Annotated in this window: 17 protein-coding genes; 14 read left to right on the top strand and 3 right to left on the bottom strand. The window is 65.4% G+C overall.

The window, feature by feature from the left end; all coding sequences use genetic code 11:
• Positions 1 to 169: 169 nt before the first annotated feature.
• Together CAF70_RS22530 and CAF70_RS22525 are read right to left on the bottom strand one after the other, a co-directional pair.
• The gene (locus CAF70_RS22530; RefSeq protein ID WP_085626643.1) at positions 170 to 1,480 is read right to left on the bottom strand and encodes an MFS transporter; all 1,311 of its coding nucleotides are present in this window, start codon (positions 1,478 to 1,480) and stop codon (positions 170 to 172) included.
• 66 nt (positions 1,481 to 1,546) lie between these two features.
• Complete coding sequence (locus CAF70_RS22525; RefSeq protein WP_085626642.1) at positions 1,547 to 2,860, bottom strand: L-fuconate dehydratase; 1,314 nt, start codon at positions 2,858 to 2,860, stop codon at positions 1,547 to 1,549.
• 101 nt (positions 2,861 to 2,961) lie between these two features.
• Here CAF70_RS22525 and CAF70_RS22520 point away from each other — a divergent pair, with 101 nt between their 5' ends.
• The 8 genes from CAF70_RS22520 to CAF70_RS22485 all read left to right on the top strand — a co-directional run bounded on the left by CAF70_RS22520 (position 2,962) and on the right by CAF70_RS22485 (position 14,492).
• Positions 2,962 to 3,909 (top strand): LysR family transcriptional regulator, encoded by a 948-nt coding sequence (locus CAF70_RS22520; protein ID WP_085626641.1) that lies wholly within the window; start codon positions 2,962 to 2,964, stop codon positions 3,907 to 3,909.
• A gap of 34 nt (positions 3,910 to 3,943) precedes the next feature.
• Positions 3,944 to 4,891, top strand: a complete 948-nt coding sequence (locus tag CAF70_RS22515; RefSeq protein WP_085626640.1) for a LysR family transcriptional regulator — start codon at positions 3,944 to 3,946, stop codon at positions 4,889 to 4,891.
• 191 nt (positions 4,892 to 5,082) lie between these two features.
• Positions 5,083 to 6,624 (top strand): UxaA family hydrolase, encoded by a 1,542-nt coding sequence (locus CAF70_RS22510; protein WP_085626639.1) that lies wholly within the window; start codon positions 5,083 to 5,085, stop codon positions 6,622 to 6,624.
• A gap of 34 nt (positions 6,625 to 6,658) precedes the next feature.
• Positions 6,659 to 7,717 carry an Ldh family oxidoreductase gene (locus CAF70_RS22505; RefSeq protein ID WP_085626638.1) on the top strand — a complete coding sequence of 353 codons (1,059 nt, stop codon included), beginning with the start codon at positions 6,659 to 6,661 and terminating at the stop codon, positions 7,715 to 7,717.
• A gap of 20 nt (positions 7,718 to 7,737) precedes the next feature.
• Positions 7,738 to 8,955 carry a fumarylacetoacetate hydrolase family protein gene (locus CAF70_RS22500; protein WP_085626637.1) on the top strand — a complete coding sequence of 406 codons (1,218 nt, stop codon included), beginning with the start codon at positions 7,738 to 7,740 and terminating at the stop codon, positions 8,953 to 8,955.
• 98 nt (positions 8,956 to 9,053) lie between these two features.
• Positions 9,054 to 10,355: an MFS transporter gene (locus CAF70_RS22495; RefSeq protein ID WP_178076418.1), complete on the top strand. Its 1,302-nt coding sequence runs from the start codon at positions 9,054 to 9,056 to the stop codon at positions 10,353 to 10,355.
• Between the two features lie 229 nt (positions 10,356 to 10,584).
• On the top strand, positions 10,585 to 12,234 hold the full coding sequence (locus CAF70_RS22490; RefSeq protein WP_085626635.1) for a VRR-NUC domain-containing protein: 1,650 nt from the start codon (positions 10,585 to 10,587) through the stop codon (positions 12,232 to 12,234).
• On the top strand, positions 12,231 to 14,492 hold the full coding sequence (locus tag CAF70_RS22485) for an ATP-dependent DNA helicase (RefSeq protein WP_085626634.1): 2,262 nt from the start codon (positions 12,231 to 12,233) through the stop codon (positions 14,490 to 14,492). The genes CAF70_RS22490 and CAF70_RS22485 overlap by 4 nt, the downstream gene beginning before the upstream one ends.
• 172 nt (positions 14,493 to 14,664) lie before the next feature.
• On the opposite strand, the gene CAF70_RS22480 is transcribed toward CAF70_RS22485, so the two are convergent.
• Entirely contained in the window at positions 14,665 to 15,846 is a 1,182-nt protein-coding gene (locus CAF70_RS22480; RefSeq protein ID WP_085626633.1) for an NnrS family protein, read from the bottom strand.
• A 214-nt stretch (positions 15,847 to 16,060) separates the two neighbouring features.
• On the opposite strand from CAF70_RS22480, the gene xerC reads away from it, so the two are divergent.
• The 6 genes from xerC to ureE all read left to right on the top strand — a co-directional run bounded on the left by xerC (position 16,061) and on the right by ureE (position 20,994).
• Positions 16,061 to 16,975 carry a tyrosine recombinase XerC gene (gene xerC, locus CAF70_RS22475; protein WP_015270152.1) on the top strand — a complete coding sequence of 305 codons (915 nt, stop codon included), beginning with the start codon at positions 16,061 to 16,063 and terminating at the stop codon, positions 16,973 to 16,975.
• A 323-nt stretch (positions 16,976 to 17,298) separates the two neighbouring features.
• The gene (locus CAF70_RS22470) at positions 17,299 to 18,132 is read left to right on the top strand and encodes an urease accessory protein UreD (protein WP_085626632.1); all 834 of its coding nucleotides are present in this window, start codon (positions 17,299 to 17,301) and stop codon (positions 18,130 to 18,132) included.
• A gap of 9 nt (positions 18,133 to 18,141) precedes the next feature.
• Positions 18,142 to 18,444 carry an urease subunit gamma gene (locus tag CAF70_RS22465; protein WP_003256923.1) on the top strand — a complete coding sequence of 101 codons (303 nt, stop codon included), beginning with the start codon at positions 18,142 to 18,144 and terminating at the stop codon, positions 18,442 to 18,444.
• Between the two features lie 19 nt (positions 18,445 to 18,463).
• Positions 18,464 to 18,781, top strand: a complete 318-nt coding sequence (locus CAF70_RS22460; protein WP_025339426.1) for an urease subunit beta — start codon at positions 18,464 to 18,466, stop codon at positions 18,779 to 18,781.
• Positions 18,778 to 20,481, top strand: coding sequence for an urease subunit alpha (ureC, locus tag CAF70_RS22455; RefSeq protein ID WP_085626631.1), 1,704 nt, complete (start codon positions 18,778 to 18,780; stop codon positions 20,479 to 20,481). Before CAF70_RS22460 ends, ureC begins: the two co-directional genes overlap by 4 nt.
• A gap of 9 nt (positions 20,482 to 20,490) precedes the next feature.
• Entirely contained in the window at positions 20,491 to 20,994 is a 504-nt protein-coding gene (ureE, locus tag CAF70_RS22450) for an urease accessory protein UreE (protein ID WP_085626630.1), read from the top strand.
• Positions 20,995 to 21,005 lie beyond the last annotated feature (11 nt).

Raw genomic sequence — 21,005 nt, 5'->3', positions numbered from 1 at the left:
CCCAGGGAGCAATGTCCAAGCGTGTGTCGCATACCCTGTGGGAGCGGGCGTGACCGCGAAGCGTACAACACGGTGCATGGCACCGGCTTCGCCGGTGTTCGCGGGCACGCCCGCTCCCACAGGCCCCACTGAATCAATGATTCGTGTGTTGTTCCATGCGTGCCTCCTGTCAACAATTCGCTTGCTCCTGCCCCTGCCGCAAGCGGGTACTGACCAGCGCGGCCACCACCAGCAACGCGGCAATCATCCACAAGCCATTACGGGTGCTGCCGGTGGTCTGCTCGATCAGGCCCATCACCGATGGCCCGACGAAACCGCCAAACAGGCCGCAGGTGGTGACAAAGGCCAACCCGGCCGCCAAGGCACTGCCGCACAGGCGGCTGGAGGGTAAGACGAAAATGATCGACTGCACCACGAACAGCATCAGGGCGGTCAGTGAAAACCCGATCAGGCCGATGAACGAGTTGGCCAGCGACGCCAGCAGCAGCCCGGCCGCCATGGTCAGCAGGCCGCAGAAGAGCAGGGTGCGGCACCGGCGTGGCGAGGTGGCCAGGCGCGGGAAGGTGGCGGCGCCGATGGCGGCGGCAATCCACGGTACCGCGGTCAGCAGGCCGACCTGGAAAGGCGACAGCGCGCCATAGGTAGTGATGATGCCCGGCAGGAAGAAAATCACCGTGTAGATGGTAATCTGGTGCACGAAGTACACCACGATTGCCAGCCAGATCTGCCGGTCGCGGAGCATCTGCCCCAGCTTGCTCTGCTGCGGTGCGGCGGCCCGTTCGGCGGCCAGGCGGCGCTCGATGTCCTCGGCGTCGGCGGCCGATAGCCAGGGGGCCGAGGCCGGCCCGTCAGGCAGTTTCTTCCACACCGTATAGGCCAGCGCCACGGCGGGCAGGCCTTCGAGCACGAACAGCCATTGCCAGCCGTGCCAGCCCAGCACACCGTCCATTTCCAGCAGGGCGCCCCCCAGCGGGCCGCTGAGGATATTGGCCAGGCACACGCCCAGCAGGAAGTAACCCGTGGCGCGGGCACGCTGTTCACGGTCGAACCAGTAGGTCAGGTACAGCATCACGCCAGGGAACAGGCCCGCTTCGGCCACCCCGAGCAACAGGCGCATGATGTAGAACGAGGTTTCGCCCTGGACGAAGGCCATACCCGCCGAGAGCAGGCCCCAGGTGATCATGATGCGGGTGATCCAGAAACGTGCGCCCACCCGATGCATGATCAGGTTGCTGGGGACTTCGGCCAAGGCGTAGGTGAGAAAGAACAGGCCGGCGCCCAAGCCATAGGCCGCCGCCGACAGGCCGAGGTCGATACCCATGCTGGCCTTGGCCAGGGCAATGTTGGTCCGGTCGAGGAAGCTCATCACGTAGACAACGATAAGCAGTGGCATCAATTTGCGCAGCAGCAGGCCGTTCAGGCGCTGTTCGGTGGTGGCGGCAGGGGCGGGGGCCGCGGCAGTACCGGTGAGGATTGTCATTGTTTTTTTCCCCATGAAAAGTACTGGTGGCGCGCCGCGCAAAGGCGGCACACCCAGGTAGGTGGGTCAGGAACGGTTGATGTCGAGCCACACTGCGCCGTTGGGGTACTGGTAGCGTTCCAGGGTCTCGGCATGCATTTCGATGCTGTAGCCCGGGCGTTGCGGCGGCATGTAGCGCCCGCGGCGGATCACCACCGGGTCGATGAAATGCTCGTGCAGGTGGTCGACGTACTCCAGCACTCGGTTGTGCAGCGAGGCCGACACCGCGATGTAGTCGAACAGGGCAATGTTCTGCACATACTCGCACAGGCCGACACCGCCGCCGTGCGGGCACACCGGCACGTCGTACCTGGCCGCCATCAGCAGCACGATCAGCACTTCGTTCAGGCCGCCCAGGCGAGCCGCGTCCAGCTGGCAGAAGTCCAGCGCGCCGGCCTGGAACATCTGCTTGAACATGACCCGGTTGTGGCAATGTTCACCGGTGGCCACGCCAATCGGCGCGATTCGCTGGCGGATGGTGGCGTGGCCGAGGATGTCGTCCGGGCTGGTCGGTTCTTCGATCCACAGTGGCTCGAAGGCGGCCAGGCGGCGCATGTTGGCGATCGATTCCTCGACGCCCCATACCTGGTTGGCATCCATCATCAGGGTGCGCTCCCAGCCAATTTCGTCGCGCAGGATGCTGGCACGGCGAATGTCTTCTTCAAGGTCTGCACCGATCTTCTGCTTGATATGGGTCCAGCCATCCTCCACAGCCTCGCGGGCCAGCTTGCGCATCTTTTCTTCGCTGTAGCCCAGCCAGCCTGGCGCGGTGGTGTAGCCGGGGTAGCCTTCGCGCAACATCTGCGCTTCGCGCTGGGCTTTGCCCGGTGCCTGGCGGCGCAGCAGGGCGATGGCTTCTTCGGGGGTGAGCACATCGGTGACGTAGCTGAAGTCCAGGCAGCGCACCAGCTGCTCGGGTGTCATGTCGGCCAGCAGCTTCCACACCGGCTTGCCCTCGTGCTTGGCCCACAGGTCCCACACGGCATTGATGATGGCGGCGGTGGCCAGGTGGATCACGCCTTTTTCCGGGCCCAGCCAGCGCAACTGGCTGTCGCTTACGGTGAAGCGGTGCCAGAAGCCACCCATGTCGGCAGTGATTTCCTCCAGGGTGAGACCAACGATCAGCGGCGCCAGCGATTGCACCGCTGCTGCGCAAATCTCGTTGCCACGGCCGATGGTGAAGGTCAGGCCGTGGCCTTCGAGGGCTTCGACGTCGGTGTGCAGCACCACGTAGGCGGCCGAATAGTCGGGAGCGCTGTTCATGGCGTCGGAGCCATCCAGCGACAGCGAAGTGGGGAAACGAATGTCGCGAACGCTCAGGTGGGTAATACGTATGCTCATGGTCGGCTCTTGTTCTGTTCAGTCACTGGAAGACCTGACTGTAGGTTGTCGAGCGATACAGGCATAATCGCCAATTCTTAACCAGCGATACCGGATTCGATATGTCTCGTTTGCCATCCGACAGCGTCCAGGCGCCCGCCAGCCTCGGGGCATTGAAGATCTCCAGCCGGCAGATTACGTTGCTCAACGCCTTGGGCGAGTTCGGTAACCTGCGCCGTGCTGCCGCGGCGATGCACACCACGCAACCGGCAGCCAGCCTGTTGCTACAGCAACTTGAGGAGCGCCTGGGCGTACGCCTGTTCGAGCGTTTGCCACGGGGCATGCAAGCGACGCTGTATGGCGAAGTGATGATCCGCTATGCGCAGAACGCGCTGCATGAGTTCGAGCATGCCCAGGCGCAGATTGCCGAGCTGGCGCGCGGGGCCCTGGGGCTGGTGCGGGTGGGCAGTGTCATGGGCCCGGTGCCTGGCGTGCTGACCAAGGCGGTACTGGCCTATAAGCGCGCTCACCCCAAGGTGCGCATTTCCCTGGAAGTCGGCACCAGCGACACCTTGCTGCCGGCCTTGCTGCGTGGCGACTTCGACATGGTGGTGGGGCGCCTGCCGGACCAGAGCGACAGCCAGGACCTGAACATCGAACTGTTCGAAGGCGGTGAGCAGATGCGCGTCATCGCCCGCGCCGGCCACCCGCTGGCCAATGCTGCCGGGCTGCAACTGGCCGACCTGGTGGCGCTTACCTGGATCCTGCACCCCATCGGCAGCCCGATGCGCCGCCGTGTCGAAAGCGCGTTGCAAGCCGGTGGCATGGTGCAGTCGCTGGATATCGTCGAAACTGCCTCGATCCTGGCTACCACTGCCATGCTCGAAGCCTCCGAGATGATTGCGGTGGTACCCGATGATGTGGCCAAGCATTATGCCCGCTATGGCATGGTCGCCATCCTGCCGGTGGCGCTGCCGCTGGCCATGGCCAACCTTGGCGTGCTGACCCTGCGCTCGCGGCCCAACTCGGTGGCTCTGGACACCTTGCTGCACTACCTGCGGGCGCAATAACCCTGCCTTTTCACTTGCCTGAGGCCCTGCGTCGATGCCGCCAGACATGACCCATTCCAGCTTTTGCAACTGGATCCGCTACAAGCACCTGGTGCTGATCGACACCTTGGCGCGCACCCGCAACATGCACGCCACCGCCACGCGCATGAACCTCAGCCAGCCGGCACTGAGCAAGATGTTGCGTGACCTCGAGGAGCAGTTCGGCTTTGCCCTGTTCGAGCGCCTGCCACGTAGCATGCCCCCCACCGAACTGGGTGAGTATGTGGTGCGTTATGCTCAAGGCGCGCTGGCCGAGTCGCAACAGTTCGTCGATCAGGTCAACCGCTTGCGCAACGGCGGGCACGGCTTTATCCGCGTCGGCGGGATCTTTGCCGCCACCGCGCTGGTGCTGCCGCAGGCCATCGCCACGATCAAGGCACGCAGCCCGTTACTGTCGATCGAAGTGGTAGAGCATTCCAGCGATCACTTGTTGGCCATGCTGGAGCAAAACAAGCTAGACATCATGATTGGCCGCTTCACGGAGGAACGCTTCAGCCAGTTGTTCGAGTTCCAGCCCCTGGAGCCCGAACCGTTCAGCCTGGTGGTCAATAGCGATCACCCGCTCAACCAGCTGCAAAGCACGCCGTTGGAGGCGCTGGGCGATTGGCCATGGGTGCTGTACCCGGTGGGCACGCCGATCCGCAATCGCCTGGAGCAAGCCTTCCGGGTTGCCGGCATTGCCACGCCGGCCGACAGCGTCGAGACCATCTCCATGCCGATGTTCCTGCAACTGCTGCAAGCGGCGCCGATGATCGCCATGTTGCCGCGCTCGATGGTTGCCGCGCAGCTGGCCAGTGGCCAACTGAAAGAGTTGCGCAGCCCCTTGCACCTGGCTGCGCTGGAGTACGGCGTGGTTACCCGCAAGGACGAGCCGCTGAGCGCTTCGGCCCAAGCGTTTGTCGAGATTCTGCTGGAGGGCGCTCGCCGTCGCCAGAAGGAGTAGCGTAAAGCCATTGGGGCTGCGCAGTGGCCCCGGTATCCCTCGCAGTCGATTGCAATTCACGCTGAAGCACCTCCGCGCGATAACTGGGGGTTATCGTTCGATCGGATCATCTCATTGGGAATGTCGCCCAAGGCTTCTTACAGTGGTCGCAGCCATGACAAGAAGCCAGCCGCACCGCCCTGAGAGGTCCCATGCAACTGATTGCCAAGTCCGGTGACCTTGCCGTCATCCGCCTCAACCCACTGGACAACGTGCTTATCGCTCGCCAGGCCCTGCCGCAAGGCCTGCGCCTGGACGCCGAGGCGATCACCGTGCGCCAGCCGATCCCCTCGGGCCACAAGGTCGCTACCGAACGTGTGGAGCAGGGCCAGCCCCTGCGCCGTTACGGGCAGATCATCGGTTTTGCCTCGCAGGCCATCGAAGCCGGCGAGCACGTGCATGTGCACAATGTGCAGATGGGCGATTTCGCCCGTGACTACGCCTTCGGTGTCGATACCCGCAGTCAGCCCGTCAGCGAGGCGCAGTTCCAGGGCATCGTGCGCGCCGATGGCCGGGTCGCCACCCGCAACTACATCGGCATCCTGACTTCGGTGAATTGCTCGGCGACCGTGGCCCGGGCCGTGGCCGACCATTTTCGCCGCGACATCCACCCTCAAGTGCTGGCCGATTACCCGAACATCGATGGCGTAGTGGCGCTGACCCACGGCGCGGGTTGTGCGGTGGATCCCGGCGGTGAGGCCCTGGGCCTGTTGCGTCGCACCCTGGCCGGGTACGCCATGCACCCTAACTTTGCCGCCGTGCTGATCATCGGCCTGGGCTGCGAAACCAACCAGATCGAAAGCCTGCTGGAAACCCAGGGTCTGCAGGCCAGCGCCCAGCTGCGTACTTTCACCATCCAGGGTATCGGCGGTACCTCCAAAACCATCGCCGCCGGCATCGAACAGGTCAAAGCGCTGCTGGCCGAGGCCAACCAGGTGCAGCGTAAGCCGGTCAGCGCGCGGCACCTGGTGGTCGGCCTGCAGTGTGGCGGTTCCGATGGTTATTCCGGCATTACCGCCAACCCGGCGCTGGGCAATGCCGTCGACCGCCTGGTGGCCGCCGGCGGTACCGCGATCCTCTCCGAGACCCCGGAAATCTACGGTGCCGAGCACCTGCTGACCCGTCGTGCGGTCAGCCGCGAGGTGGGCGAAAAACTGCTGGCCCGCATCCGCTGGTGGGAAGACTACTGCCAGCGCATGAACGCCGAACTGAACAACAACCCCTCGGCCGGCAACAAGGCCGGGGGCCTGACCACCATCCTCGAGAAGTCCCTCGGCGCGGTGGCCAAGGCCGGCTCCAGCAATCTGGTCGATGTGTACCAGTACGCCGAAGCGGTGCGCGCCCAAGGCCTGGTGTTCATGGATACCCCCGGCTACGACCCGGTTTCGGCCACCGGCCAGGTGGCTGGCGGGGCCAACCTGATCGCCTTCACCACCGGCCGCGGCTCGGCCTACGGCTGCGCCCCGGCGCCATCGATCAAGCTGGCCACCAACAACCAGGTGTTCGAGCACCAGCAAGAAGACATGGACGTCAATTGCGGCGGCATCGCCGACGGCTCCACCAGCATCGAAGAACGCGGCGCGTTCATCTTCGAACAGATGCTGCGCATCGCTTCCGGTGAGCGCAGCAAGAGTGAACTGCACGGCTACGGGCAGAACGAGTTCGTGCCTTGGCAGACCGGTGCCGTGACCTGATCGCCAGCCCTGTCCCATTTTCGAGGCAACCGCAATGACTCAAGCCACACATTACAACGTGCAAGCGCTCACCACCTTCGTCGAGCGGCTATTCGAAAAGGCCGGCGCCGATACCGGAGTAGCCCAGGTCGTGACCCGGGTGCTCCTCGAGGGCGAGTTGCTGGGCCATCGCACCCATGGCCTGAACCTGGTCAGCCGCTACATCGGCGGCATGCTCGGCGGCCAGGTCAAGGCCCGCGCGCAAGAACTGGAACAGGTGTCGGACGGTGGCATTTCCAGCCTGTTCGATGGCCACTACCTGCTGGGGCCGTACTGCGTCAGCCGTGCCCTGGACTGCGCGGCAAAGGGCGCCATTGCGCAAGGCATCGGTATTGCCGTGGTACGCCGCGCCGCGCATATCGGCTGCCTGGCAGCCTACCTCAAGCCTTACACCGATCAGGGCCTGGTGGCCATGCTGTATTCCTCGGACCCGTCGGTAGGGCTGGTCTGCGCCCATGGCGGCGTCGACCCGGTCTACACCCCCAACCCGATCGCTGCAGGTATCCCGACCCAAGGCGAGCCTATTCTGCTGGACGTCAGCATGTCCACCGTCACCCTCGGCCTGGTCGGCCAGTATCGCGACGCTGGCAGCCGCCTGCCGCACCCGGTGCTGGTAAGCAATGACGGGCAACTGAGCGATGATCCGCACGACTTCTTCAGCAGCCCGCAAGGCAGCATCCTGCCCTTGGGTGGCCAGGCCTTTGGCCACAAAGGTTTCGCCCTGGCGCTGCTGGTCGAAGCCTTGACCTCGGGGCTGGCCGGCCATGGCCGCAAGGATGCACCCGACCAGTGGGGGGCCTCGGCCACCGCCGTGGTCATCGACCCGCGATTCTTCGGCGGCCTGCAGGCGTTCACCGACGAAACCAGCTTCCTCGGCCGGCTGGTACTGGCCAGCCGGCCGCTGGACCCCGAGCGCCCGGTGCGCCTGCCCGGGCAGGCTGGCCTTGCCTTGCGCCGCCAGGCCCTGGAGCGGGGCGCAAGCCTTTCGTCACAGCTGGTGGCCGACCTTGACCGCCTGGCCGTGCAGTTGCAACTGCCGGCACTTTCCCAATGAACGACAGTAAGGGTACACAGATGTCTGATCGAGCAAACGGCAAGCGACCGCTGCCTCTGAATCACGATGCCAGCGCGTTCGACAGCGGCAGTTGGGTAGGGCGGGTCTGGCTGCCGCAGCAGGGCCCTGCGGTGGTGCTGGTGAAGGCTGGTGCCGTGCACGATATCAGCGCCCATGTAGCCACCGTCTCGGCCCTGCTCGAAGTTGCCGACCCGGTGGCCTACCTGCGCAGCCTGCCGCTGGCCGAGCCGCTGATCGGGCTGCCAGCCTTGCTGGGCAACAGCGACCCGGCCCTGCGCGACCCGCACCAGCCATGGCTGCTGGCACCCATCGACCTGCAGGCGGTGAAGGCCGCCGGGGTGACCTTCGCCACCAGCCTGCTGGAGCGTGTGGTGGAAGAGCAGGCCAAGGGCGACCCGGCCAAGGCCGATGCCATCCGTGACACCCTGGCCAGCCGCATCGGCGCCGACCTGTCGCACGTCGTGCCAGGCTCGGCCCAGGCCGAAGCGCTGCGCAAGGTGCTGGTGGAGCAGGGCCTGTGGTCGCAGTACCTGGAAGTGGGGATTGGCCCGGATGCCGAGGTATTCACCAAGGCCCAGCCGCTGTCGGCAGTCGGCCACGGCGCTGACATCGGCATTCACCCCAAGTCAAACTGGAACAACCCCGAACCGGAGGTGGTGCTGGCGGTATCCAGTGATGGTCGCATCAAGGGCGCGATGCTGGGCAACGACGTCAACCTGCGCGACTTCGAAGGCCGTAGTGCCTTGCTGCTGTCCAAAGCCAAGGACAACAATGCCTCCACCGCGCTGGGCCCTCTGCTGCGCCTGTTCGACGAAAGCTTCGGCCTGGACGACGTGCGCGCCGCCGAAGTGGACTTGCAGGTGGTGGGCGAAGACGGTTTCATCCTCGCCGGTCGCAGCTCCATGCGCCAGATCAGCCGCGACCCGCAGGATCTGGTGCAGCAAACCCTCAACGAGAACCATCAGTACCCCGACGGCCTGGTGCTGTTCCTCGGTACCTTGTTCGCTCCCAGGCAGGACCGCGACCAACCGGGCAACGGCTTCACCCACAAACCGGGCGATGTGGTGAGCATCAGCAACCCGCACTTGGGTACCCTGTGCAACCGCGTGACTACCAGCGACCTGGCACCGCGGTGGGACTTTGGCCTGCGTGCACTGATCGACAACCTCGGCCGGCGCGGCCTGCTTGACGTTGCAACCACCGCGCGCCAGCCCTGAGCGGTGCGCTGCGTCAGGGAGGGCGCAGCTTGAACGAAGGATCGCCAAGGCGCTGACAGCGCGGCAACAATAATAATAAAGGTCATCACATGAACCCTATGAAGAAGTACCAACGCATCACTGTCGTGTTCCTGCTGCTGATTGGCATCGTCAACTACCTGGACCGTAGTGCGCTGTCGATCGCCAACACCTCGATCCAGAAAGACATGATGATCAGCCCGTCGCAGATGGGCATCCTGTTGTCGGCGTTTTCCATTGCCTATGCCTTCGCCCAGCTGCCGATGGGCATGATCATCGACCGCCTGGGCAGCAAGATCGCCCTTGGCGCCTCGCTGCTGGGCTGGTCGGTGGCCCAGGCAGCTTTCGGCATGGTCAACAGCTTTGCCGGCTTCATGGGCCTGCGGGTACTGCTGGGGATTGGCGAGGCACCGATGTTCCCGTCGGCGGCCAAGGCCTTGTCTGAGTGGTTCGACGCCAACGAACGCGGCACCCCGACCGGCGTGGTCTGGTCCTCGACCTGCCTTGGCCCGTGCCTGGCGCCACCCTTGCTGACGCTGTTCATGGTCAACTTCGGCTGGCGCGGCATGTTCATCATCACCGGTGTGATCGGTGTGGTGCTGGCGCTGTGCTGGCTGACCTTCTACAAAAGCAAGGCGCGCTACCTGGCGGAGCTTGCTGCCGAAGGCAAGCCGTTGCCGGCTGGGCAGCAGGCGCCGGCAGCTGCTGCACAAGCGCCGAAGGCCTCGTACTTCGCCGGCTGGCTCGACCTGTTCAAGCACCGCAGTACCTGGGGCGCGGTGCTGGGCTTCATGGGCGTGATCTACATGCTCTGGCTGCACCTGACCTGGTTGCCTGGGTATTTCGAGCGTGAGCATGGCCTGGACCTGTACAAGACCGCCTGGGTGGTGTCGCTGGCCTATGGCTTTGGTGCCGCCGGCACGATCGTCGCCGGGCGTTTCTGCGATGTGCTGGTCAAGCGCGGCATGAGCGTGCTGGCCAGCCGCAAGTTCAGCGTCATCACCGGCCTGGTGCTGGCGGCGTTGTTCACCCTGCCGCTGTCGTTCGTCACCGGCCTGACCGGTTGCATCATCCTGCTGTGCCTGGCGCTGTTCAGCATCAACATGGCCAGCGCCACCGCCTGGATGATCGTCAACACCATCGTCGACAGCCAGCGGGTGGCCTCGTTTGGCTCGATCCAGAACTTTGGCGGCTACATTGCCGGCTCGGTGGCGCCGATCGTCACCGGCTTCAGCATCCAGTACTCCGGCTCGTTTACCACGGCGTTCATGATCAGTGCAGTGGTGGCGCTGTGTTCGGCGGTGGCGTACTTCCTGCTGCTGCAGGCGCCGATTGGCAGCGCCAAGGTCAAGGCGGCGGGGATGGTTGCCGCGACTGAGTAACCGTTGCGCCGTCGCAAGACGCCTGTAGGAGCGGCCTTGTGTCGCGATGGGCTGTACAGCAGCCCCGGATTTTGAAATCAACGCCGAAAGCGCCGGGGCCGCTGTGCGGCCCTTTCGCGACACAAGGCCGCTCCTGCAGACAGCGTCACCGAGCTGACCCACGGCACTTGCCAGGCCTACTGGTCTGTATGTATAACCAGTATCCATTCCAGCCGCCTGACCCCATCCCGTGATCGCCCATTCCGTCGACGACCCGTTCTACTACCTGCACAACTTCCGCCAGGTGCTGCTGTGGGTCGAACAGCGCTACGAAGACCTGCTCGACGATCAGGAACTTGCTTTCATCCGCACCTTCAGCCACCTGGACGCCCCGCCACAGGCCCTGATGGTGCGCATGGTCATGCGCAAAGGCGAGCTGTTTCGCAGTGATCGCCTCGACTATGCCGAAATCGGCGATACCGGGCAGGCCCTGCTGCCGTTGCTGGCCCTCGGCTGGGTGCGGGAACCTGCGCAACTGGCGCTGGAGCAACTGTTCGCCTTGCTGCGCAAGGACGAACTTGCCCGCTGTTTTGCCCCGCACCTTAGCCGGCCTCGCGCCGCCAAACATGATCTGCTTGCACAACTGCAACCCTTGGGCCTGCAAGCCCGGTCATTGGCCGAGTGGTTCCCGGGCAGCGGCATGCGCATCCTCCAGTGGTGCCTGCAACCCTTGTGCGACCGCATGCGGCTGCTGTTCTTCGGCAACCTGTACCAGGACTGGTCGGACTTCGTCCTGGCAGACCTTGGCCTGTTGCGCTACGAACAGGTGCCGTTCAGCTCCGATTCGCGTGCTCTGCAACATCGTGCTGAAGTCGACCTGGCCATGGCCCTGCACCAATGCGCCGAGCGCCTGGAGCAGGGCGATGACCCGCTGTCGATCCTGGCTGCCATGCAGGGCCTGCACAGCGACAACCCGTGGCTGGCCCGGCGCCATGCGCGCCTGCAATTCGCCTTGGGCCAGCAATGCGAACGCCTGGGCGACTGGGCGCAGGCCATGGCGGTTTACGCACAATGCAGCCACGCCCAGGCGCGCATCCGCCAGGTGCGGGTGCTGGAACGCAGCGAGCAGTGGCCCCAGGCCCATGCGCTGGCGCTGCAACTGGCGGCGGCACCGGCCAACGCCCTGGAAGTGCAGGCGCTGGAACGCATGTTGCCACGCCTGGCGCGCAAGCTCGGAGGCCCGCCACAGCGGCGCCAGCGTGCCGCCCCGCTGGAGCTGATCGAGCTGGAGCTGCCGCGGGAACTGGCAGCCCTGGGCGTGGAGGAAGCGGTCCGCCAGCACCTGGCCGAAGCCGACGGGCCGGTGCATTACGTGGAGAACACGCTGTTCAACAGCCTGTTCGGCCTGCTGTGCTGGGAGGCGATTTTCGCCCCGGTGCCTGGCGCGTTCTTCAACCCGTTCCAGGCCGCCCCGCAGGACCTGCACGACAGCGACTTTCAGCAACGTCGCAGTGCCCTGTTCGAACGTTGCCTGGGGCGGCTCGACGATGGCAGCCATCACCGCACGATTCTCGACTGCTACGCCGCCAAGCAAGGCCTGCAGTCGCCGTTCGTGTTCTGGTCCATGCTCAGTGAAGAATTGCTCGAACAAGCCTTGGCCTGCCTGCCGGCGGCCCACCTGAAACAGTGCTTCCTGCGCCTGTTGCAGGATATCCGCAACAACCGCGCCGGCATGCCCGACCTGATCCAGTTCTGGCCCGAGCAGGGCCGCTACCGCATGGTCGAGGTCAAGGGCCCCGGCGACCGCCTGCAGGACAACCAGCTGCGCTGGCTGGAGTTCTGCCGGGCGCACGGCCTGCCCGTCGCGGTATGCCATGTACGCTGGAGCGAAATGCCGTGAGCTACAGCGTGGCGGTACGCGCCTTGTGCGAGTTCAGCGCCAAGGTCGGCGACCTGGATTTGCGCTTCACGCCATCACCCACCGCCCAGGAGGGGATCGAGGGGCATCGGCGGGTGGTGGCACGACGTGCTGCGGGCTACGAGTCGGAAATCGCCCTCGAAGGCCAGTTCGAAACCCTGACGGTGCGTGGCCGCGCCGACGGCTATGACCCCGCCTGCAACCGCCTGGAAGAAATCAAGACCCACCGTGGCGACCTGTCGCGCCAGCCGGCCAACCATCGGCAACTGCACTGGGCGCAGGCCAAGGTCTATGCCTGGCTGATGTGCCAGGCACGGCAACTGCCGGCCATCGAGGTGGCGCTGGTGTACCTGGACGTGGACAGCGATGGCCAGACGCTGATCAGTGAGCACTGCACGGCTGCCGAACTGCAGGCCTTTTTCACAACCCAGTGCCAACGCTTTCTGGCTTGGGCACAAGGGCAGGAGCAGCGCCTGGCCGAGCGTAACCGGGGCCTGCAAGCGCTGGGCTTCCCTTATCCGGCGTTCCGCCAAGGCCAGCGACAACTGGCCGAAACCCTGTACAAGGCGGTGAGTACCGGCCGTTGCCTGATGGCCCAGGCCAGCACCGGAATTGGTAAAACCCTGGGTACCCTGTTCCCGCTGCTCAAGGCCATGGTGCCGCAGCAGCTGGACAAGCTGTTCTTTCTCACCGCCAAGACCCCAGGCCGGGCCCTGGCCCTCGATGCCATGCGCCAGATCACCGATGCCACGCCGCAGCCGGCCTTGCGCACGCTGGAACTGATCGCCCGCGACAAGGCCTGCGAGCATCCTGACAAGGCCTGCCATGGCGAATCCTGCCCCTTGGCCGCAGGCTTCTACGACCGCCTGCCGGCCGCGCGGGCGGCGGCGGCAGCGCTGCCTTTGCTCGACCGCGCCCAGCTGCGCGAGGTTGCCCTGGCGCACCAGGTGTGCCCGTATTACCTTGGCCAGGAGATGGCGCGCTGGGTAGATGTGCTGGTGGCGGACTACAACTACTACTTCGATGCCCATGCCTTGTTGTTCGGCCTGACCCAGGCCAACCAGTGGCGGGTCGCGGTGCTGGTGGACGAGGCGCACAACCTGGTCGAGCGCGGGCGCGGCATGTACAGCGCCAGCCTCGACCAGGGCCAGTTGCTGGCCCTGCGCCAGAGCAAACCGCCCGGGTTGGTCAGTGCGCTTGACCGGCTGAACCGGCAGTGGAACGCCCTCTACAAGGAGCAGCGTGCGCCGTACCAGGCCAGCGATTCGCTACCGGACGCTTTGCTGCGTGCCCTGCAGCAATGCATCGGGCTGATCCAGGAGCAGATGAACCAGACGCCTGCGCAGATGGACCCGCAGGTGCTGCAGTTCTTCTACCAGGCATTGCAGTTCAGCCGGGTTGCCGAGCTGTTCGACGAGCACTTCCTGTTCGACATCAGCCAGCGCCAGGGCCCGCGCAAGCGGCGGCTGGCCACCCTGTGCCTGCGCAATGTCACCCCGGCGCGGCTGTTGGCCCCGCGCATGCAGGCGGCGCGCAGCGTGACGCTGTTTTCCGCCACCCTGAGCCCGCGGCATTTCTACAGCGACCTGCTAGGCATGCCGGCCGATACCGCCTGGCTGGAAGTGGCCGCGCCGTTTCGCGCCGAACAACTGGAAGTGCGCATCGCCAGCCAGGTATCCACCCGCTACCAGCAACGCCAGGCTTCGCTGGCGCCGATCGTCGAGCTGATTGCCCGGCAGTACGAGCGTATGCCGGGTAACTACCTGGCGTTCTTCAGCAGTTTCGAGTACCTGCAACAGGTGGCCGGGCTGCTGGCCGAGCGGCATGCACAGATACCCCTGTGGGCCCAGGAACCGGGCATGGACGAAGCGGCCCGCCAGGGGTTTCTTGACCGTTTTGTGGCGGATGGCCGCGGGGTGGGCTTTGCGGTGCTGGGTGGCGCCTTCGGCGAGGGGGTGGACTTGCCGGGCACGCGGCTGATCGGCGCGTTTGTCGCTACCCTCGGGCTGCCCCAGGTCAACCCGGTCAACGAGCAGTTCAAGCAGCGCCTGGGGCGGCAGTTCGGTGCGGGGTTCGATTACGCCTATCTCTACCCGGGCGTGCGCAAGGTCATCCAGGCGGCTGGCCGAGTGATCCGTGGTGACCAGGACCGTGGTGTGCTGGTGCTGATTGATGAGCGCTTCGCCGAACCCCGGGTACAGCAGATGTTCCCGGGGTGGTGGCCGGCGCCGGGAGGATAACGCGGCCCCGGAAATTTACGCATCTGCGCTGAAAACTTAGGGCTGCTTTGCAGCCCATCGCCGGCAAGCCAGCTCCCACAGGTACAGCGTGTGCCCTGAGGTCGGCGCGGTCGGTGTGGGAGCTGGCTTGCCGGCGATGGGCCGCAAAGCGGCCCCAATCTGGGCATCAAGGCTAGCCCGGCATGCCATCTACCCGGGGCTGCAGCAAAATGGGCTGGTAATGGCGCAGGAACAGCAGCAAGGCCAGGCTCCAGCACACTACCGAAAGGCTCACCCCCAGCGGTGTGAAGAGCGGCAGCACCACCCTTGCCAGTGTCGCCAGCTGGATCAAGCCAAAAGCCCAGGCAATGCTGGTTGGCACCTGCAGCGGCCTGCCGGTGTGGCCCAGGCTGACCCGCGCCATCATCGCCAGGATCAAGCCGCTCATGGCACCCACGGTCAGGGCGTGAGTCACAAGGCTCAGGCTCAGCGCCACCCCGGCGTGCCACAGCGCCATGCCCAGGCAGGCAATGGCAATCCAGGCATAGGCCAGGTGCAGCGACCACAGCAAAGGCACACGCCAGAGGCCAGCGTGATGCCACAAGGCCAGGCGGGCAGTGTGCAAGGCGAACAAGGCGCCGAACAGCGCGGCCAGGCCTGTACGCGGCGTATCGGCCAAGCCCGAGGCAAAGGCCAGCGGTACCGCCACGCTGAGCAGCAGGCAGGCCCGGTCCAGCCGGGGACGGGCAGGGGCCGGGGCCATGTTGCCCAGGCCGCGCCGGGTGAAGAACGGGATCACCCGCCCGCCAAGCACGGTCATCATCGCGGCCACCAGCCACAACCCGGCAAACACCCCGCGGCGCTGCCACAGTTCGTCCTGGCGCAGCCAGCCGACCAGGGTCAGCCACTGGCAGGCGGCAATCAGCAGAACCAGGCCGATGATCGGGTAGTTGTTACGCAAGCGCCGTTGTACGATCGGCCGTGCCAGGGCCAGTGCCACCAGTGGCAGGAAGCTGCCCTCGACTGCCACCAGTAAGCCGCCCGGTAACGGCAGGAACCAACTTGCTCGACCCAACAGCCAAAGCAGGAAAAAGCCCTGCAGCGCGCGCCCGCTCAAGCCTGGGATGCCGCTCCAGTTCTGCACGGCGGTCAGCAGGAAACCCGCGATGATGGCGACAGCGAAGCCATAGAGCATCTCGTGGCGGTGCCAGGCGAGCATGCCGCCGGGAGGCGTGGGCTCCAGTGCCCCGGCCAGTGCGCCGGCCCACATCAGCAAGGCAAGCAGCGCAAACAAACTACCTCCCAGGAAAAATGGGCGGAAACCCAGGCCCCAGACGGCCTGGCGTGGGCGTGAATCGATCGGCTGCACAAGCATGGGCGGACCTTCATTCGTTCAGTAGGCTCAATTGGGGTAAGATCATGATCCGTGCCAACTTCAAACTCCTTGTATATCAAGGTGATGGCACCTCTTGGGGTCAGAACGACATGCCTATCCTGCTGTTGTTTTGACCTGCTTGTATGTCGTTTTGACTTGCTCCAGGGTTTGGCCGGTTCGCCGCTGGCCAACGCTTCGCTACAGGATTCACGTTTTGTCCGACCTCTCGAAAAATCCGCTGCTGCAGTACATGGCCCGCCTGGCCCCATCCAGCCAGCAAACCATGCGCTACATCCTTCAGGACGCTGCCGACCGGCTGGGTTTCGTCGATTGCAATATTGTCGATGTGCCTTGGCACCGGCTCGAGCCCGGCCATGTGATTGCCCTGGTGGCAGCGCTGCGTGCCGACGGTTATGCCCCCAACAGCTCGTCGCTGTACGTCAATGCCATCCGCGGTGTGATGAACGAGGCCTGGCGTCAGGGCCTGATCGATCATGAGCAGTTGCTGCGCATTCGCGAGGTCAAGCCGGCCACCGGCAGCCGCCTGCCGCCGGGGCGCAACCTGCGCCGTAGCCTGATTCGCGAGTTGATGGATGTGTGTGCGGCCGATCCACGGCCGCAGGGGGTACGTGATGCGGCGATCATCGCCTTGCTGTACGGCACCGGGATGCGCAAGTCGGAATCGGTGGACATCGACCTGGATCAGGTCGACTTCGAGGCGCGCAGCCTGCAGGTGCTGGGCAAGGGCAACCGCCAGCTGATCAAGTACGCCCCGCCATGGGCGTTCGAAAAGTTGCAGGCATGGCTGGACCTGCGCCGCCAGGATTTGCCGGCAGGTGCCGAAGATGACCCGTTCCTGTTCAACCGCATCCGCCGTGGTAGCCATATCACCCGGGCGCGTATCACCAAGCATGCCATTTATTACATTGCCCGCCAGCGTGGCGCGCAGGTGGGCGTGAAGATCATGCCGCACGACTTCCGCCGGGCGTTCATCACCCGGGTGATCGAAGAGCATGACCTGTCGATTGCGCAGAAGCTGGCGCACCACGCCAATATCCAGACCACCGCAATCTACGACCGGCGCGACGACAACGAGCGCCGGCGTGCGGTGGACCGCTTCGATTACTAGGTTTCCTCAGTGACCTCAAGCCATGCGCGATCCCTGTGGGAGCTGGCTTGCCGGCGATGGGCCGCGTAGCGGCCCCAGTATTCTCTCAGTCCAGCACCTAAACAGGGCCTGAGTGCGCCCCGGCTTTGTGCGCCATCTCCCCGTATGCCCGATGCCAGAGCGGCTGTGGCAGAAGTTTTCATTTTCCTTCACCTGCGGAGTTGGCCCGCAACCTGCTATATCCAGCCTGAGAATTTGATCGAGTGGTCAGGCCGCGGGCACTTCAGCCGTGCAGGCCTGCCCCTCTAAACGGCCAGCAGGCCACGGATTTCAGGGGCCGCAGGATGTCGCTCGCGGAGCAGATCGAACAACGTCAAGACGATGCAGGCTGGAGTGCTCACCTGCAGTTGCGCTTCGTCAGGCGCGACGAAGTGACCCGCCTTGGTGCGTGGCGGCATTTCGGACCTCTTTTGGTGCAGCGGCCGTTCTATCCGGAAGGCGCACCGTGCCATGTCTACGTGCTGCACCCACCCGGCGGCATCGTCGCTGGCGACCGTCTGGAGCTGGACATCCGGCTGGAGCCGGGCAGCCACGCGCTGCTGACCATGCCCGGCGCCAGCAAGTTCTACCGCAGCATCGGCCCGACCGCGCGGCTGGCCCAGCGCTTTCACCTGGCCGCTGACAGTACGCTGGAATGGCTGCCGCAGGACAGCATCCTGTTCTCCGGTGCCCGTGCCAGCCTCGACAGCCGTTTCACCCTGGAACCGGGGGCGCGCCTGCTGGCCTGGGAAACCCTGTGCCTGGGGCGCCCTGTGATGGGCGAGCGTTTCGACCAGGGTGCCCTCGACAGCCGCCTACGCATCGAACTGCCCGGCGAAGTCGGCCTGCACGAGCGCCTGCGCCTCGAAGGCGGGCGCCTGGACAAGCTTGGCGGGCATCCGCTGCTGGCCACCTTCTGCGCCGCACCGGCCGACCAGGCCGTGCTGGAACAGGTGCGCCTGCTGCTCGACGAACTGGGCAATCCGGCCGGTGCGACCCTGCTCGGGTCGCTGCTGGTAATCCGCGTGCTCGACCATGACAACCAACACCTGCAACGCACCCTGCAACGCCTGTGGCATGTGCTGCGCCCGGCCGTCCTCGGCCTGCCGGCCTGCCCACCGCGTATCTGGGCTACCTGAGAGAGCGCCATGGAGCTGACCCCGAGAGAGAAAGACAAACTGCTGCTGTTCACCGCCGCGTTGCTGGCGGAGCGGCGCCTGGCCCGTGGCCTGAAGCTCAACTACCCGGAAGCGGTGGCGCTGATCAGTGCCGCCGTGCTCGAAGGCGCCCGTGATGGCCGCACAGTCGCCGAGCTGATGAGCCTGGGGCGTGAAGTGCTGAGCCGCGAGCAGGTAATGCCCGGCATTGCCGAAATGCTCCACGACGTGCAGGTCGAAGCGACTTTTCCGGATGGCACCAAGCTGGTGACCGTGCATGACCCCATCGTCTGAAACTGCCCAGGAGCCCCGCATGATCCCAGGTGAAATCCAGGTCGCCGCCGGCGACATCGAGCTGAACAGCGGCCGCGCAACGGTCAGCGTCAGCGTGGCCAACCATGGTGACCGGCCGGTGCAGGTCGGCTCGCACTACCACTTCTACGAAGTCAACGAGGCGCTGGTATTCGAGCGCGCACCGACCCTGGGCTTTCGCCTGGACATCCCCGCGGGTACCGCCGTGCGGTTCGAGCCCGGCCAGGCGCGTACCGTGCAACTGGTGGCCTACGCCGGCAAGCGTGAGGTCCATGGCTTTCAGGGCAAGGTGATGGGCGCGCTGGAGGGTAGGGCATGAGCCGTATTTCCCGCCAGGCCTATGCCGACATGTTCGGCCCCACCGTGGGCGACCGCGTACGCCTGGCCGACACCGCGCTGTGGGTCGAGGTGGAGCAGGATTTCACCATTTATGGCGAAGAGGTGAAGTTCGGTGGCGGCAAGGTCATCCGCGATGGCATGGGCCAGGGCCAGATGCTGGCCGCCGAAGCCATGGACCTGGTCCTGACCAATGCCCTGATCATCGACCACTGGGGCATCGTCAAGGCCGATATCGGCATCAAGCACGGGCGTATCGCGGTGATCGGCAAGGCTGGCAACCCCGATGTGCAGCCGGGCGTGAACGTGCCGGTGGGCCCCGGCACCGAAGTGATCGCCGCCGAGGGCAAGATCGTCACCGCCGGTGGCGTCGACTCGCACATTCATTTCATCTGCCCGCAGCAGGTGGACGAGGCGCTGAACAGCGGTGTCACCACCTTCATCGGCGGCGGCACCGGGCCGGCCACCGGTACCAACGCCACTACCTGCACGCCCGGCCCCTGGTACCTGGCGCGCATGCTCCAGGCCGCAGACAGCCTGCCGATCAACATCGGCTTGCTGGGCAAGGGCAACGCCTCGCGGCCGGAAGCACTGCGCGAGCAGATCGCGGCCGGCGCCGTGGGCCTCAAACTGCACGAAGACTGGGGCTCGACACCGGCGGCCATCGACTGCTGCCTGGGTGTGGCCGAGGAAATGGACATCCAGGTGGCGATCCACACCGATACCCTCAACGAGTCCGGCTGCATCGAAGACACCCTGGCGGCCATCGGCGACCGCACCATTCACACCTTCCACACCGAGGGCGCCGGTGGTGGCCACGCCCCGGACATCATCCGTGCGGCGGGGCAGGCCAATGTGTTGCCGTCCTCGACCAACCCGACCCTGCCGTACACGGTCAACACCGTGGACGAACACCTGGACATGCTCATGGTCTGCCACCACCTGGACCCGAGCATCGCCGAAGACGTGGCCTTTGCCGAGTCGCGCATCCGCCGCGAAACCATCGCCGCCGAGGACATCCTCCACGACATGGGCGCCTTTGCCATGACCTCGTCCGACTCCCAGGCCATGGGCCGGGTTGGCGAGGTGGTACTGCGTACCTGGCAGGTCGCCCACCAGATGAAGCTGCGCCGCGGGCCACTGTCGCCGGACACCAGCTACAGCGACAACTTCCGGGTCAAACGCTACATCGCCAAGTACACCATCAACCCGGCACTGACCCACGGCATCGGCCACGAAGTGGGTTCGCTGGAAGTCGGCAAGCTGGCTGACCTGGTGCTGTGGGCGCCGGCGTTCTTTGCGGTCAAGCCGGCCCTGGTGATCAAGGGCGGGATGATTGTCACCGCGCCCATGGGCGACATCAATGGCTCCATCCCTACGCCGCAGCCGGTGCATTACCGCCCGATGTTCGGCGCCCTGGGCGCGGCGCGGCATGCCACGCGCATGACCTTCCTGCCCCAGGCGGCGATGGACCGCGGCCTGGCCGAGGAACTGAACCTGCGCAGCCTGATCGGCGTGGCCCACGGCTGCCGCCGGGTACGCAAGCCCGACATGGTCCACAACACCCTGCAGCCGCTGATCGAGGTCGATGCGCAGACCTACCAGGTGCGTGCCGACGGCGAACTGCTGGTCTGCGAGCCGGCCCGCGAACTGCCGCTGGCCCAGCGTTACTTCCTGTTCTGAGGAGCCCCGATGATTGTCTTGACCCGCCGTATCACCGACCCCGGCACACTGGGTGAAACCGGTACTGTCACCCTGGACGTGGACAGCCGCATCAAGAGCCGCCTGCGACTGACCCTGGATGATGGCCGCGAGGCCGGGCTTATGCTCGAGCGCGGCCACCTGCTGCGCGGCGGCGAACTGCTGGCCGATGCCGAGGGCACCCAGCTGATCCGTGTGCTGGCGGCGCCCGAGGCGGTGTCCACGGTGCGCTGCGCCGACTCGCACTTGCTGGCCCGCGCGGCCTATCACCTGGGCAACCGCCACGTGCCGCTGCAAATCGAGCCCGGCCTGTTGCGCTTCCAGCACGACCATGTGCTGGACGACATGTTGCGTGGTCTGGGCCTGACGGTAGAAGCCGAACAGGCGCCTTTCGAGCCTGAAGCGGGCGCCTACCAAAGCGCGCCGCACAGCCATAGCCACAGCCATGCACACGGCCACGATCATCCGTTCGTGCGCTTGCCTGCCCATTCCTGAACTGCCTGGAG

Source organism: Pseudomonas sp. B19(2017), assembly GCF_002113165.1.
In the GTDB taxonomy this organism is placed as follows: Bacteria; Pseudomonadota; Gammaproteobacteria; order Pseudomonadales; family Pseudomonadaceae; genus Aquipseudomonas.
Note: the sequence above shows the minus strand (reverse complement) of the source record. Positions and strands in the feature narration are given on the sequence as shown.

Excerpts from the sequence above, each read along its gene's own strand:
- CAF70_RS22480 (WP_085626633.1), bottom strand. The coding sequence starts at position 15,846 with ATGCTTGTGCAGCCGATCGATTCACGCCCACGCCAGGCCGTCTGGGGC.
- CAF70_RS22460 (WP_025339426.1), top strand. The coding sequence starts at position 18,464 with ATGATCCCAGGTGAAATCCAGGTCGCCGCCGGCGACATCGAGCTGAAC.
- CAF70_RS22470 (WP_085626632.1), top strand. The coding sequence starts at position 17,299 with ATGTCGCTCGCGGAGCAGATCGAACAACGTCAAGACGATGCAGGCTGG.
- CAF70_RS22520 (WP_085626641.1), top strand. The coding sequence starts at position 2,962 with ATGTCTCGTTTGCCATCCGACAGCGTCCAGGCGCCCGCCAGCCTCGGG.
- CAF70_RS22525 (WP_085626642.1), bottom strand. The coding sequence starts at position 2,860 with ATGAGCATACGTATTACCCACCTGAGCGTTCGCGACATTCGTTTCCCC.
- CAF70_RS22515 (WP_085626640.1), top strand. The coding sequence starts at position 3,944 with ATGCCGCCAGACATGACCCATTCCAGCTTTTGCAACTGGATCCGCTAC.
- CAF70_RS22495 (WP_178076418.1), top strand. The coding sequence starts at position 9,054 with ATGAAGAAGTACCAACGCATCACTGTCGTGTTCCTGCTGCTGATTGGC.
- ureC (WP_085626631.1), top strand. The coding sequence starts at position 18,778 with ATGAGCCGTATTTCCCGCCAGGCCTATGCCGACATGTTCGGCCCCACC.
- CAF70_RS22500 (WP_085626637.1), top strand. The coding sequence starts at position 7,738 with ATGTCTGATCGAGCAAACGGCAAGCGACCGCTGCCTCTGAATCACGAT.
- ureE (WP_085626630.1), top strand. The coding sequence starts at position 20,491 with ATGATTGTCTTGACCCGCCGTATCACCGACCCCGGCACACTGGGTGAA.
- CAF70_RS22530 (WP_085626643.1), bottom strand. The coding sequence starts at position 1,480 with ATGACAATCCTCACCGGTACTGCCGCGGCCCCCGCCCCTGCCGCCACC.
- CAF70_RS22510 (WP_085626639.1), top strand. The coding sequence starts at position 5,083 with ATGCAACTGATTGCCAAGTCCGGTGACCTTGCCGTCATCCGCCTCAAC.
- CAF70_RS22505 (WP_085626638.1), top strand. The coding sequence starts at position 6,659 with ATGACTCAAGCCACACATTACAACGTGCAAGCGCTCACCACCTTCGTC.
- CAF70_RS22465 (WP_003256923.1), top strand. The coding sequence starts at position 18,142 with ATGGAGCTGACCCCGAGAGAGAAAGACAAACTGCTGCTGTTCACCGCC.